Here is a 14,332-nt window from a genome sequence, read left to right as displayed (position 1 = left end):
CCGACGCTGGCGCATCGGCTACAGCAGCGCGAGCCTTGCGAGCGTCCGCTCAGCCGTCGCCGATGGACTCGGCGTCAGCGTGCTCCCCTCGCGACTTGCACTGCCCGGCCACCGACGGTTGGGCGTGGCCGAGTCCTTCGCCGAGCTGGCGGCACTGGAAATCGCGCTGCACCTGCGGCCCGACGCACCACGCCGCGTGATCGATCTGGCCGAACAGCTGACAAAGCTATGCGCCCAGGTGACCGGTCACGTCAGCTGACGAGCCCAAAAAAGTCGATGCGTGATCAGGGGATTGGAGAACGGCTAATGCAGATGGCCGAAGAAGTCGCGCAGACGTGCTTCGAAGTTCGCTGCCAGCCCCGAATCGCCACTTATGCGGATTTATCTGGAATCAGTGAACTGAAGCCGCTGCCAGCGAGGCTGCGGCTGTTCAAATGTTGAGGTGAGCGCCTGACCGGAGGGAGTTTCCCAGCCGGCCGACGATAGTGAAATATCAATTACCCGCAGTGGTCATGGAGACAGGCATCTATCGCTTCCCCTTGATGCTGACTACGGAAAGATAAGCGCCCCAAAGAACACCGCATACGGCAAGTATCAGCTCCGGATTGAAAATATTCTGATCGACCGGCGCCACCACGATTTCGCTATAAAGGCACAAGGCACCCGCGATCAACGCCATAAAGTAACCGGTCCGGGTTCTAGTCCGGCGCAGCAAAAGAACCTTTTTCAGACCCTCTTCTTTCCATTCTTGAAGGGGCATGCTTTGGATCTCTTCCAGCAGCACCACACCCCACAGCAACGCACACAACCAATAACCTATCATCATGATGTCCTCCAGTTAGAACATTGACTCAATATGAATGCAGCGCGCACTACGCGCTCAACTTGCGAATATCTATTCCAGAGTCTTCTCTGACTCGTGCAATTTGCCCTGATACATAGCCTGAAGCAGGTGAGAAGGTTCGAGCGGCTGGTAACAGGGACTTGGCTAAACGCTCCAGCATGCGGCACATGGCGGCAAGTTCATGGATCTTGTCGTAGGAGGCGTAGGCTCCCGCTTTTGTAAAGTACTTCCAATGTCTCGGACCAGCGCGATTGCTGACCACGATGACTTTTGTCAGCGGATACTCAGCTGCAACCACACGCAATACTTCCATGCCATTACCGTCGCCGAGGTTGACGTCCAGCAAGACGATATCGGGTGGTTCACGCCGGATGGCGGCGATGGCGGTCGATGAGCGGTGGAATGCCCCGGCAAGTGACAGGCCCGCGATCCGCGGTGACAGCGTGCGCCACAGTGCTCGCACGACGTTCGAGTCCTCAATGACAAACAGGCGCAAAGGGCCTGAGTCTCTGGTTGGTATCAGTGCAGTCAATGGTTCTGTGTTGGTGACCTGCATGACTTGACCTCTCTTTTTTGACATCGCAGTGCAAGACGCTGACGAAGACAACTTCATTCAGCGGACGAACTCTTGCAGAGAGGTCAGTATGCTTAAGTGGAACCGCCCCCACTATCGACGTTAGCAGGACTTCTTTGTGGCGATATCGGCCAAGAGCTTGTAGTGGTTCCACTACAAGCAGGCTGAAACGGGCGACGCTTCGGCGAAGCCGGGCATGTGCTGCGCATCATTCCTGCACAGTCTGTTAAACCGCACCTTAAGTTCAACCAGAACGATTCAATAGTGAAGGATGCCGAAAACGATTGAGTGCCTCGCCAGTGTCGAATGGCAGGGAACTCTAAGTTAACAGGCCGTTTTCGAGTGCATAGCGGGCCAGTTTCGCGTTGCTGTCCATTCCTGTTTTTTCCAGGATGCGTGCCCGGTAGGTCGTGACGGTACTCGGGCTCAAGTGCAGTATCTGAGCGATGCGGACAATCCTCTCGCCTGCAGCCAGGAGCTTCAGTACTTCAAGTTCCCGGTCGGATAGCGCTTCGTGGGGTGCCGCGTCGCCTCTGCCGATAGAGTTGACCAGTTTTTCTGCCAGTTCAGGACTGACGTGCTTGCCGCCTGAGGCCACCTTGCGAACAGCCGCAACCAGGGTGGCTGCGGAAATATCCTTGGTGAGGTATCCCGCTGCGCCCTGCTTGATTGCGCGTAATGCATAGGCCTCGACCGAATGCATGCTCAACATCAGAATGGCGAGCTTGGGTTTCTCTGCACGCATGAGCTTGAGGAGTTGCAGGCCGGTCTTGTCGGGCAGCTGAATATCTACCAGCGCCACGTCGAAATCCTGCTCCCGGACCCGAAGCATTGCTTCTTGTGCCGTCTCTGCTTCACCCGTTACGTCGATCTCGCTGGCAGTCTCCAGCATGCGTCGCACGCCGTTACGCACGATGCTGTGATCATCCACCAGCAAGACTCTGATTCTGTGGTCAGTCATCTGTATTTTCCATCCGCACCCGCAAGACCCTGGCCGTATCGTGTCCCGATGTACAGATGATGTTGAACCCGCCGGCACAGTGGCGCTCATGCATTCCCACCCTAACCCTGCGGCCAGTGGCCGGCAAGCCATGGAATCTGCCGCAGAGTTTTACGTTAGCAGGCAGGCAGCGCACTTGCACTTTTGCTTCAGGCGTTAGCGGCGCCTAAGCTCTCAGGTGTGTCTGCACGCCCATGGGTAATGCCTTGCGCGTGACATCTATTTTGACTGGACAGAGACATGGCCACAGTGACGACACCAATCGAAGTTCTCGACATGAAGACGTTGCTGGCAGCGCTGAAGTCGTTGCGCAAAGGTGACTTCACCAAGCGTATGCCGGAAGACTGGACCGGCATGCCGGGCAAGATCGCCGACACGCTCAACGAGATCATCGACATGGCAGCCGACACCACCACCGAATTCGAACGCGTGGCGCGACTGATCGGCAAGCAGGGCAAGGTCGATGAGCGTATCGAATTGCCGATGATGAAAGGCTCATGGCAAAAGATCGTCAACTCGAGCAATGCGCTCACCAGCGACCTCATCAGCCCGATGAACGAGATCATTCGCGTTGTCGGTTCGGTTGCCGAGGGTAATCTGAGCCAGCAAGTCCCGCCGGTACTCGACGGCCTGAAACTGCGGGGCCAGTTCCTCAAATCCGCCGAGATCGTCAACACCATGGTGACGCGACTGGGTTCCTTCGCTTCCGAGGTGACCCGCGTGGCGCGCGAAGTCGGCACTGAAGGGATTCTCGGTGGGCAGGCCAATGTCAAGGGAGTGTCCGGCACCTGGAAAGACCTGACCGACTCCGTCAACGACATGGCCGCCAATTTGACCACCCAGATGCGCAACATCGCTTACGTGACGACTGCTGTGGCCAAAGGCGATCTGGGCAAGACGATCACTGTCGAAGCCAAGGGTGAGATTCTCGAGCTGAAAAACACCATCAACACGATGGTCGGCCAGCTCTCCAGCTTCGCTGCGGAGGTGACCCGCGTGGCTCTGGAGGTCGGTACCGAAGGCAAGTTGGGCGGTCAGGCGGAAGTGCGCGGCGTATCAGGCACCTGGCGCGACCTGACCGAATCGGTCAACGGCATGGCGGCCAACCTGACCACCCAGGTGCGCAACCTCGCACAGGTGACGACGGCGGTGGCGCGCGGCGACCTCGGCGAGAAAATTACCGTTGAAGCCAAGGGCGAGATTCTCGAACTGAAAAACACCATCAACACCATGGTCGACCAGCTCTCCAGCTTCGCCTCGGAGGTGACACGCGTCGCGCTGGAAGTCGGTACCGAAGGCAAACTGGGCGGACAGGCCGAAGTGACCGGCGTGTCCGGTACCTGGAAGGACTTGACCAATTCCGTCAACGGCATGGCGGCCAACCTGACCACCCAGGTGCGCAACATTGCCGACGTGACGACGGCGGTGGCCAACGGCGACCTGTCGCGCAAGATCACAGCCGAAGCCAAAGGTGAAATTCTGCAACTCAAGGAAACCATCAACACCATGGTGGACCAGCTCTCGACCTTTGCCGACGAAGTGACGCGCATGGCTCGCGAAGTGGGGACTGACGGCAAACTCGGTGGCCAGGCCAAGGTGACGGGCGTCGGTGGAACCTGGAAAGATTTGACCGACTCGGTCAACAGCATGGCAGCCAACCTGACCAATCAGGTGCGCAATATCGCCGACGTGACGACGGCGGTGGCCAAAGGCAACCTGGGGCGCAAGATTACCGTAGAAGCCAAGGGCGAAATCATGGAGCTGAAGAACACCATCAATACCATGGTGGACCAGCTCAATAGCTTTGCCGCCGAAGTGACGCGGGTGGCGCGCGAAGTCGGCACCGAAGGGAAGCTCGGGGGACAGGCACAGGTGCAAGGCGTGTCCGGTACCTGGAGGGATTTGACCGAAAACGTGAACTTCATGGCGGCCAACCTGACCAGCCAGGTGCGAGGCATCGCGAAAGTGGTGACTGCGGTAGCCAACGGCGACATGAAAAAGAAACTGACACTGGAAGCCAAGGGCGAGATCGCCGAACTGGCCGACACCATCAACGGTATGACCGATACGCTGGCGCTGTTCTCCGATCAGGTGACCTCGGTGGCGCGTGAAGTGGGCGTCGAGGGCAAGCTGGGCGGCCAGGCCAACGTGCCGGGTGCTGCCGGCACCTGGCGCGACCTGACCGACAACGTGAACGGTCTGGCGGCCAACCTGACCAATCAGGTGCGCGCAATTGCCGACGTGGCGACTGCCGTGACCAAGGGCGATCTGACTCGTTACGTGGAGGTGGAGGCAAAGGGTGAAGTGGCGGAATTGAAGGACAACGTCAACGAGATGATCCGCAACCTGCGGGAAACCACGCGGCAAAACGCGGAACAGGATTGGCTCAAGACCAATCTCGCGAAATTTACCCGCCTGCTGCAGGGCCAGCGCGATCTGGCGGCGGTCTCCAAGATGGTGCTGTCAGAACTGGCTCCGCTGATCAACGCCCAGCACGGTGTGTTCTACATGATGAACGAGAGCCCGCCCGATCCTGCGAAACTCAAGCTGCTGTCGGCTTATGCGTACAAGGGAAACATCAATGTGAACGATGAGTGGCGGCTCGGCGAGGGCCTGGTCGGGCAATGCGCTTACGAGAAGCAGCGCATCCTGCTGACCGATGTACCCGCAAATTACGTCGCGATTTCATCGGGACTGGGTGCGGCCGCCCCGCTGAATATCATCGTGTTGCCGATCCTGTTCGAGAACAAGGTCAAGGCCGTCGTCGAAATGGCTTCGTTCACGCGCTACAGCATCATTCATCAAACCTTCCTTGATCAGCTTGCTGAATCGATTGGTATCGTACTCAACACGATCGAAGCCAATATGCGTACCGAAGAACTGCTCAAGCAGTCGCAATCGCTGGCGCAGGAGCTGCAAAGGCAACAAGAGGAATTGCGCCAGACCAACGAGGAACTGGAGGACAAGGCCGGACTGCTGGCGGAGCAGAAAGCCGAAGTCGAGCGCAAGAACCGCGAAGTCGAAATCACCAAGCTGTCGCTGGAGGAGAAGGCAGAGCAGCTGATGCTGACCTCGAAGTACAAGTCCGAATTCCTCTCCAGTATGTCCCATGAACTCAGAACGCCATTGAACAGCTTGCTGATCCTGGCCCAGCAGCTCAGCGACAACGCGCAACACAATCTCACGCCCAGGCAGGTCCAATATGCCAAGACCATCCGTAGCGCGGGCAAAGACCTGCTGGAGCTGATCGACGAGATTCTCTATCTGTCCAAGATCGAGTCGGGTACGGTCACACTGGATCTGAATGAAGCGCTGTTCGCCGATCTGCACGACCAGATCGAACGCACCTTCCGGCCGGTCGCCGAAAGCCGGGGCCTCACTTTCACGATTGAACTGGCGCCTACCCTGCCCCCCGTCATCTGGACCGACGAAAAGCGCCTGTTGCAGGTGGTGAAGAACCTGCTGTCCAACGCCTTCAAGTTCACTGAACAAGGCAGCGTCAATATCAGCATCGCGCCCGTTGTATCCGGGTGGAGCGTGGATCACAGCGAACTGAATCGCGCCGATACGGTGGTCGCCTTCGTGGTCACCGACACCGGCATTGGCGTATCAGCCGGCAAACAGAAGCTCATCTTCGAGGCGTTCCAGCAAGCAGATACCGGAACCTCACGAAAATACGGCGGCACCGGCCTCGGCCTGTCGATCAGCCGCGAGCTCGCACACCGGCTGGGCGGTGAGTTGCGGCTGATCCCCGGTGAGATCGGCAAGGGCAGTACTTTCGCGCTGTACGTGCCCTTGCGTACACAGGATGCCCAGCGTCAGGTGCCAGACGAATCAGCGACAGAGGCAGTACCTGGCCAAGGCAAACGCGACCTCATGTCAGGCCCGTCCGCACAGATACTGGACGACCGCGAGTCTGTCCAGCCCGGGGACCAAGTGCTGCTGATGCTCGAGGGCGACGCCCGTTTCGCCGACATTCTGCTCGAGGCCGCGCGCAAGAAGGGGTTCAGGGCGATCGTCACGACCCGTGGCGCGGATGCACTGGAGCTCGTCGAGCGCTTCAAACCCGCCGCGATCACACTGGACCCGGGCCTGACAGACATCGATGGCTGGTCGCTACTCGAGCAGTTGAAGCGCAATTTCGCCACGCGTCACATCCCGGTCCAGATCATCTCGAGCGCTGACGACCGCACACGCGGGCTGCGCTATGGCGCTTTCGATTATCTGCTCAAGCCGGTCACAGCCGACGAGATTCAAAATGCGCTGGTCGGCATCGTGGCATTCGCACGGCGCAAGACCAGGAGTCTGCTGCTCATCGACGGCGACGAAGGGAACCGTTCGCGCATCCTCGATCTACTCGGTAACACAGACGTGAAGATCACAACGACCGACAGCGGCGCTGAAGCCTTGAAGAAACTGGCAAAGAATCGCTACGACTGCATGGCAATCAATCTCAAACCGCCCGACGCCTCCGGTATCGGGTTTCTCGAGGCGCTGCTGGAAGACCACGCAATGCGTGAATTGCCGATCGTCGTCTATGGTGCAGAAACACTGACCAAGCCGGAACACGAGCGTTTCAGGACACTGCTCGGCAAGGGCGTCATCAAGGCAGTTCAATCCCCCGAGCGCATACTCGATGAAACCGCGCTGTTTCTACACCGCGTCGTAGCCGGGCTGCCGCAGACCCAGCGCAGGATGCTGGAAAAACTCTATGAGGGTTCGGACAGTCTCGAGGGTAAAAAGGCCCTGGTGGTCGACGATGACGTGCGCAATATTTTTGCCCTGACCAGCGTGCTTGAGTGCAACAAAATGCTGGTGGCCACGGCCGAAAACGGCCGAACCGCCATAGAACTGCTGCAGCAGCAGCCCGATACCGACATCGTCCTGATGGACATCATGATGCCCGAGATGGATGGCTTTGAAACCATGCGCCAGATCCGTACATTCAAGAGATTTGAAAACCTGCCCATGATTGCGCTGACGGCCAAGGCGATGATGGGTGACCGTGAAAAGTGCATCGAGGCAGGAGCATCGGACTACGTCAGCAAGCCGGTGGATACCGATCAGTTGCTGTCACTGATGCGCAAATGGCTCTATCGATGAGGCGCTAGCGCAAACCGAAGTGGCATAAATATGCAGCAGGAACCCCCGGTATTCAAAGAAAGAGCCCAGGTGCGGCATCCGCTCCCGCCTGATGGCGTGCCGGCATCAGTGTTGCTGGTGGATGACAATCCCGCCAAGCTGACGGCGCTCGCCGCGGTGATTGCCGACATGGGCCTCGATATTGCCACGGCGACTTCCGGGCGCGAGGCGCTGCGCCTGCTGTTGCAGCGCGACTTCGCAGTCATACTGCTCGACGTGAAAATGCCAGTGATGGACGGCTTTGAAACCGCGGCACTCATTCACGGCCGCCCGAAATCGTCCCATACGCCCATTATCTTCGTCACAGCTGAGGCCGATACGGATTCCGAGCGTTTCCGCGGTTATACCTCCGGCGCAGTGGATTACATCTTCTCGCCGATTGTGGCCGAGGTTCTTCGCGCCAAGATCCGGGTGTTTGTCGACCTGTTCTACCTGCAGCGCAAACTGACGATGCAAGCCGAAGAATTGCTGCAATCGAAGCTGCAGCTGCGTGAACTGGCCTCCTATCAGGAACACATCAAGGAAGAAGAGCGAAAGCGCATCGCACGCGACATCCATGACGAGCTGGGACAGAGTCTGCTGGCGTTGCGAATCGATGTCTCCATGTTGCAGGCGCGCACCAGCACCATGCACCCCAGGCTCAACGAAAAGGCCAGCGATGCTCTGAATCAACTCGATACAGCCATTCGCAGTGTCCGCAGTATCATCAATGACCTTCGGCCGCCCGTACTCGATCTGGGATTGCAGGCAGCGATCGAGTGGCAACTTGAAGAGTTCCGCCAGCGCAGCGCGATCGATTGCACGATATCGGTGAAAGAGCAAAATTTGCGTTGCGAACTGAATGAAAAATCTGCCACGACTCTATTCCGCATCGTGCAGGAATCGCTGTCGAATATTGCCCGGCACGCACAAGCGACACAGGTTCATATCGAACTCTACAGGGACGGTCGCCGGCTTTACCTGCAGATCAAAGACAATGGCGTAGGCATGACGGATCGCAAAAAATTGAACTCGTTCGGGTTGGTGGGGATGAAGGAACGCATCAGCATGCTGGGCGGGGAATTCACCATCGACAGCGCACCGGACAAAGGAACGAAATTAACGATATCGCTGCCACTCGACTGACCCGGATGGCATCAACACGAGTACAACCATACTGTCTGTAGCCCTGCCATACTGTTCAGTATGACCAGTGCAACCTTCCGCTTCTACGAGGAGCTCAACGACTTCCTGCCGGCCGAACGGCGGCGGCAATCCTTCACCTGCGAGTGCGCACGAGGGGCGACGGTCAAGCACATGATCGAGGCGCTCGGGGTACCGCATACCGAGGTCGAGCTGGTGTTGCTCAACGGCGAGTCGGCGGGCTTCGAGCGGGTGATCCTCGACAGTGACCGGCTGGCGGTGTATCCCAAGTTCGAAGCGCTGGACATCAGTCCGCTGCTAAAGGTTCGTGCGCAACCTTTACGGGTGTTGCGCTTCGTCGCTGATGCGCACCTGGGCGGGCTGGCCAGCCTGCTGCGCATGAGCGGCTTCGACACCCTCTTTGACAATGGCTTCGAGGATGGCGAGATCGCCGAGATCGCTGCGCAGCAAGGACGCATCGTACTGACCCGCGACCGCGAACTGCTCAAGCGGCGGATCATCAGCCACGGCTGTTATGTGCATGCCCTGAAACCGTCGCTGCAGCTGCGCGAATTGTACGAGCGCCTCGACCTGGCGCGTAGCGCGCGGCCATTCAGCCTGTGCCTTCATTGCAACCTGCCGCTGCACGAGATCAGCCCGGAACTGGCTCGGCCGCAAGTGCCACCACGCATTGGCGTCCTCTATTCGCACTTCCTGCGCTGCGACGCCTGCCAACGGATTTACTGGGAGGGTTCACACTGGCGCGGCATGTGTGCATTGCTGGCACCTCTGCTGAACCGATAGCCGCGCGCATCGGGCCGGCTGCGCTGCCAGGGATGACCGGCTTTTGCATCAGGCAGATAACGGCCAGAAGTGGACACTCGGAAACTCAACCGTGCACCAGGTAGGCCCCTGGCGGCACCCGATATCGCAGCTTCTTGCATTTGCCGGGTGCGGGCTGATGCCCCGGCGGGCGATCAGGAAACCAGATTCGGCATTTACCCGGAGGCGGCAAATGGCCGCGGGGGATCTCAACCTCACCGTACGCGGGCTCTGGCTCTGATTCTGGCTCGACGGAAGCCATTTGCACTTCTCCTTCGGACCGAGGTCTGCCAGCCATCGGTGAATCCGATATCCGTTCTGCCTTTGCGCGAGCGAAGTTGCCAGCATCGCGCCCAATGTCCGCAGTGGATTGCTCAGCAAGGGCCATGTCTGCTTCGCGGCGCCTTTGGGCCTCATCTTCCAGCCCCTGCTGTACTGCGACCAGATCTTCCTTGGCATTGGGTGGGGTATTCGAAGCCTGGGCCTGCTGCGCCGCCTGGATCAATTGGAAGTTACGGTTGCGTAATTCGACGTTGCGGCCAACCCGCATGTTCGAGCGCGCCGCCAAGGTTTCAGCCTGCTGGTATTGCCCCTGCTGAAGACGCAACACACCGAGGTAATGCAGCGTCGCCGGATTGTTCGGCTGGATATGCAGGGCACGTTCCAGCGTGGCAGCGGCTTGGTCCAACTGGCCATTTTCATACTGCCGCGAGGCGGTTTCGATCAGGGTGGTTGATGCGCTGTTACTTTGCGAGGGTGCACTTCGCTCGGCAGCAACCGAACAAAGCGACGCGACGGCGCAGAACGCCAGTATGAGACCCGGCAGAAAACTCTTGGTTGGCATCAGGGGGCGGACTCGACTGATCTCGGACGGCACTGCCGTAAAACAGACCACAGCGCTGCTCGGCATTTCCGATACAGGGCCGCTATTGACCTGGCCAGCACCCTGAAGTTCCCGCTGCAACGGCCACCGCAACCGTAATGCTGTTCAGTTAAGGATTCTGTAGGAGCGAGCTTGCTCGCGATGGACTCAAGAGCGCCGCGTTTAGTCAGTAAACACGCGGCATCGTTAACGACCATCGCGAGCAAGCTCGCTCCTACAGTGGATCATTCTCGCTTAACTGAACAGCATTACACCGCAACCGGGACTTTAGATGAGTCGTTCCAGCAGGCAGGCATCGAGCACCACCCCCCACGCGCCCCGCTAGTGCAATACCCGAAAAGGAAACTCCATGGATTCCGGAGACGCCCCCTCGCTCCGGGTGGAATGACGAGAAAAATACCTCGCACAGACCCCATCGCGGACTCATCCGCGATGGGGTCTGCAACCGCGTAGCAACATGCAGCCAGCAGCAAAAGCATCACGCCGACAGGATAAAGTCGGTCTGATCGATACCTGCACTGTTAACACCGACAAGGCGAATAGAGTCCATTCCGATCCCGATCAGCGTGTCCGCCCCGTCAGCTGCAATGCTCACGTTGGCAGCGAACGTCTCGCTGCTGATCCCCAGCCCCGCGATATTGAGCAGGTCCTGCCCTCCGGCCGGATCGACGTCGAAGCCCTGGATCGAGTCATTGCCGAAGCCTGCAGCGGCAAACGCGAAGGTATCGTTGCCGAAGCCGCCGTTGAGCGTGTCGTTGCCCAGCCCGCCGAAGAACAGATCGTCACCCGCACCGCCGACCAGAATGTCGTCGGCCATGCCGCCCAGCATCGTGTGGTTTGCCGCCGCTGCATCGTAGGCCAGCTCACTGCCGCCGCCCTCGGCGTTCGCCTGCAAACCCGCCGCCGCGTATTGGCCATTGATCGCGACCTGCGCCACATGTGCACCGTCGTTCACGCTCAGCATGCCGCCGGTGCCTGTGTCATTGGCTGCATAGGTGATCTGCGTATTGGCGCCGAACGCAACATCGCCAAAGTCCAGCTTGTCGCCCGTGGTAAAACCGCTGACGCTGCCACTGAACGCTGTCGACACATCAAGCTTGAGCGTGCCTGCCGCGCCGCTGTCGAACGTCACATGCTGATCGGAGGCAGCACCGAACTCCAGCATCGCCGAACCACTGATAGTCGCGCTTCCCGCGCCACTGGCATCTCCGTGGACGGTGACGTTGCCATCGTTCGCCCACAGGCTACCGCTGTTGACGAGCGCGCTTTCAATCACCAATCCGCCGCTGCCACTGGCTTGCAGCACGCCATTGTTGGTGACAGCGTTGCTACCGGTATCGATCACCAGCGCATTGACGCCGTTGGCATGGATCAGGCCCGAGTTGACCAGCATCATCTGCCCTGCTCCCAACTGGCCGGCACCCGAGAGGGTGTTGTCGGCATTGGTGAGCACCGTGTCCGCGCTGCCACCAAAAATCACGTTGTGCGCGCTGTCGGACAGAACCACTTGCCCGCCACCGCTCAACGTCGCGCCACGGAACAGAATCTCGAGATCTGTCCCTCGGCCGGTGGAGCCGAGCGCTATGGTGCCGCTGTTGTCGATGCTGCCACCGAACGGCATGATCGCGCCGTCGGCAATGCTGATGGTGCCCGTATTGGTCGTGACCGGGTCCACATCGAACAGCAGGTGGGCCCCGCTCAACGCCGCCGCATCCACACCGTTGAGGGTGATCGTCTGGTCGGCGCTGATGCTGAGCACGGCATTGCCGTTCGCGTCGTTGACGATACTCACATCCGCAAAATCGTTGACACCCGTGAAGCCGATCAAGTCAATTTTGTCCGCCGCCGCGTCGAAGCTGTAAATGATGTTGTTGCCGATCGGCTGGGCGAAGACGAAGGTGTCGGCACCGGACGAGCCGGTCAGGTTGTCGTCGGCGGACAAGGCGAAGATCGGTGCGCCCGGGGCATAGACTTCGACGTTGTTGAACACATAGGCGCTTGCCGGGCTGCCGTCGCTGTTGCTCCAGTGCATGTTGACATCGAGCACCAACGCACCGGCGAAGTCGCTTGGAGTTGTCACAGTCAATGCGCCGGGATCGCTGGTCTGCACTGTCCAGGTGCCGTCGCCGTTGTCGGTTCCTGCATTGAACGTCCATCCCGAGGGAACACCGCTGATGGCCACCGTTATTGGGCCGCTGATATTGGTCGACGGAACGTTGAGGGCTAGATTGATGGGTTCGCCGGCAACACCTGCCGGAAGGTTTGCACTGCTCCCGGCAGCACCAGGATTACCCGCCAGGTCGGTGTAGCTGTTCGCGGCAACGTCGACTTTTACGCTACCGTTCTGCGTTCTGGTCAGCGTCGCCGTGTAGGTATCGCCGTCAACCTGCGTGAAGTTACTCCAGGTTCCGCGGGGTGTTCCGTTCGTTGTACTCACCGTGACGTCAGACAGGTTGAACCCGCTCACAACTTCACTGAACTGGAATGTGACCGTCGACGTTGACGGGGTAGGGTCGATCGCAGTCCCTAAGGCCGTCCCTGTCACTGTCACCGTTGGCGCCACAGTATCAACTGGTGTCTCAACGACGTTCTGCACGTTTACCGTAATGGTCTGCGTGTCGGTTCCGCCATTGCCGTCGGCCACCTGAACGTCCACAACGTAGGCGTTGTCGCCGTCGGTGCCACCGATATCCTGGGGATTCTCGTAGTCGGGCGCGGAGTTGAACGTCAGCACCCCACTCGAACTGATCGAGAACTTGCTGAAGTCCGTCCCGGCCGTATTCAGGATCGAGTAGCTCAGCGTCTGCGCCGGCAGATCGGCATCGGTCGCCACCACCGTCGTGACCGCAGTGGTGTTCTCCGCCACGTTGACCGAAGCCGTTGCACCACCACCGTTGGAGCTGATCACCGGTGAGTTGTCGTTGACGCCCGTCACGGTTACCGCGATCGCCTGGTCGTCAAACAGCGTGCCGTCCGATGCCCGCACAATCACGTCATAGACGTTGTTCGCCCCCGAATCAGTCGGCGCTTCAAAGTTGGGTGCAGAGATAAAGCTCAGCACGCCTGTGCCTGAAACGATCGAGAACTTCGCGGCATCCGCTCCGCCGACGATGCTGTAGCCCAGCGTTTGTGCAGGCAGATCAGCATCGGTCGCCGCCACCGTCGTGACCGCCGTGGTGTTCTCCGCCACGTTGACCGAAGCCGTCGCACCGCCACCGTTGGAGCTGATCACCGGGGAGTTGTCGTTGACTCCCGTCACGGTTACCGCGATCGCCTGGTCGTCAAACAGCGTGCCGTCCGATGCCCGCACAATCACGTCATAGACGTTGTTCGCCCCCGAATCAGTCGGCGCTTCAAAGTTGGGTGCAGAGATAAAGCTCAGCACGCCTGTGCCTGAAACGATCGAGAACTTCGCGGCATCCGCTCCGCCGACGATGTTGTAGCTCAGAGTCTGCGCCGGCAGATCAGCATCGGTCGCCACCACCGTCGTGACCGCAGTGGTGTTCTCCGCCACGTTGACCGAAGCCGTTGCACCACCACCGTTGGAGCTGATCACCGGTGAGTTGTCGTTGACGCCCGTCACGGTTACCGCGATCGCCTGGTCGTCAAACAGCGTGCCGTCCGATGCCCGCACAATCACGTCATAGACGTTGTTCGCCCCCGAATCAGTCGGCGCTTCAAAGTTGGGTGCAGAGATAAAGCTCAGCACGCCTGTGCCTGAAACGATCGAGAACTTCGCGGCATCCGCTCCGCCGACGATGCTGTAGCCCAGCGTTTGTGCAGGCAGATCAACATCGGTCGCCGCCACTGTCGTGATCGCCGTGGTGTTCTCCGCCACGTTGATCGAAGCCGTCGCACCGCCACCGTTGGAAGTGATCGTCGGTGAGTCGTTGCTGCCGGCGATATGCACGGTGACCGAAGTAAGGGTGCCATCGGCACTGCTCA

General features: G+C 59.3%; 8 protein-coding genes and 1 pseudogene. 4 read left to right on the top strand and 5 right to left on the bottom strand.

Annotated features, from left to right (window positions below):
• Nucleotides 1-259: pseudogene (locus PMI29_RS13330) on the top strand (LysR family transcriptional regulator); the annotation flags it as partial.
• Between the two features lie 267 nt (nt 260-526).
• On the opposite strand, the gene PMI29_RS13335 reads toward PMI29_RS13330, so the two are convergent.
• The 3 genes from PMI29_RS13335 to PMI29_RS13345 form a co-directional block, all read right to left on the bottom strand.
• Nucleotides 527-826: a hypothetical protein gene (locus tag PMI29_RS13335; protein ID WP_007998783.1), complete on the bottom strand. Its 300-nt coding sequence runs from the start codon at nt 824-826 to the stop codon at nt 527-529.
• Nucleotides 827-872: 46 nt separating this feature from the next.
• Nucleotides 873-1,400, bottom strand: coding sequence for a response regulator (locus tag PMI29_RS13340; protein WP_007998781.1), 528 nt, complete (start codon nt 1,398-1,400; stop codon nt 873-875).
• A gap of 337 nt (nt 1,401-1,737) precedes the next feature.
• On the bottom strand, nt 1,738-2,379 hold the full coding sequence (locus tag PMI29_RS13345) for a response regulator (RefSeq protein ID WP_007998780.1): 642 nt from the start codon (nt 2,377-2,379) through the stop codon (nt 1,738-1,740).
• A 279-nt stretch (nt 2,380-2,658) separates the two neighbouring features.
• Here PMI29_RS13345 and PMI29_RS13350 point away from each other — a divergent pair, with 279 nt between their 5' ends.
• From PMI29_RS13350 to PMI29_RS13360, 3 genes are read left to right on the top strand one after another with little or no spacing between them, the layout of a single operon-like run.
• Entirely contained in the window at nt 2,659-7,521 is a 4,863-nt protein-coding gene (locus PMI29_RS13350) for a HAMP domain-containing protein (RefSeq protein WP_007998778.1), read from the top strand.
• Nucleotides 7,522-7,551: 30 nt separating this feature from the next.
• Nucleotides 7,552-8,685, top strand: a complete 1,134-nt coding sequence (locus tag PMI29_RS13355) for an ATP-binding response regulator (RefSeq protein ID WP_007998776.1) — start codon at nt 7,552-7,554, stop codon at nt 8,683-8,685.
• 60 nt (nt 8,686-8,745) lie between these two features.
• A complete protein-coding gene (locus PMI29_RS13360) occupies nt 8,746-9,486 on the top strand; it encodes a Mut7-C RNAse domain-containing protein (RefSeq protein ID WP_007998774.1) in 741 nt (246 codons plus the stop codon).
• 85 nt (nt 9,487-9,571) lie between these two features.
• On the opposite strand, the gene PMI29_RS13365 is transcribed toward PMI29_RS13360, so the two are convergent.
• Both PMI29_RS13365 and PMI29_RS13370 read right to left on the bottom strand, forming a co-directional pair.
• Nucleotides 9,572-10,348 carry a tetratricopeptide repeat protein gene (locus PMI29_RS13365; RefSeq protein WP_033052429.1) on the bottom strand — a complete coding sequence of 259 codons (777 nt, stop codon included), beginning with the start codon at nt 10,346-10,348 and terminating at the stop codon, nt 9,572-9,574.
• A 517-nt stretch (nt 10,349-10,865) separates the two neighbouring features.
• Nucleotides 10,866-14,332 (bottom strand): beta strand repeat-containing protein (locus PMI29_RS13370; protein WP_007998770.1); only part of this gene is annotated, 3,467 nt, incomplete at its 5' end.

The organism is Pseudomonas sp. GM49, assembly GCF_000282355.1.
GTDB lineage: Bacteria > Pseudomonadota > Gammaproteobacteria > Pseudomonadales > Pseudomonadaceae > Aquipseudomonas.
Note: the sequence above shows the minus strand (reverse complement) of the source record. Positions and strands in the feature narration are given on the sequence as shown.

Excerpts from the sequence above, each read along its gene's own strand:
- PMI29_RS13355 (WP_007998776.1), top strand. The coding sequence starts at position 7,552 with ATGCAGCAGGAACCCCCGGTATTCAAAGAAAGAGCCCAGGTGCGGCAT.
- PMI29_RS13340 (WP_007998781.1), bottom strand. The coding sequence starts at position 1,400 with ATGCAGGTCACCAACACAGAACCATTGACTGCACTGATACCAACCAGA.
- PMI29_RS13345 (WP_007998780.1), bottom strand. The coding sequence starts at position 2,379 with ATGACTGACCACAGAATCAGAGTCTTGCTGGTGGATGATCACAGCATC.
- PMI29_RS13365 (WP_033052429.1), bottom strand. The coding sequence starts at position 10,348 with ATGCCAACCAAGAGTTTTCTGCCGGGTCTCATACTGGCGTTCTGCGCC.
- PMI29_RS13350 (WP_007998778.1), top strand. The coding sequence starts at position 2,659 with ATGGCCACAGTGACGACACCAATCGAAGTTCTCGACATGAAGACGTTG.
- PMI29_RS13335 (WP_007998783.1), bottom strand. The coding sequence starts at position 826 with ATGATGATAGGTTATTGGTTGTGTGCGTTGCTGTGGGGTGTGGTGCTG.
- PMI29_RS13360 (WP_007998774.1), top strand. The coding sequence starts at position 8,746 with ATGACCAGTGCAACCTTCCGCTTCTACGAGGAGCTCAACGACTTCCTG.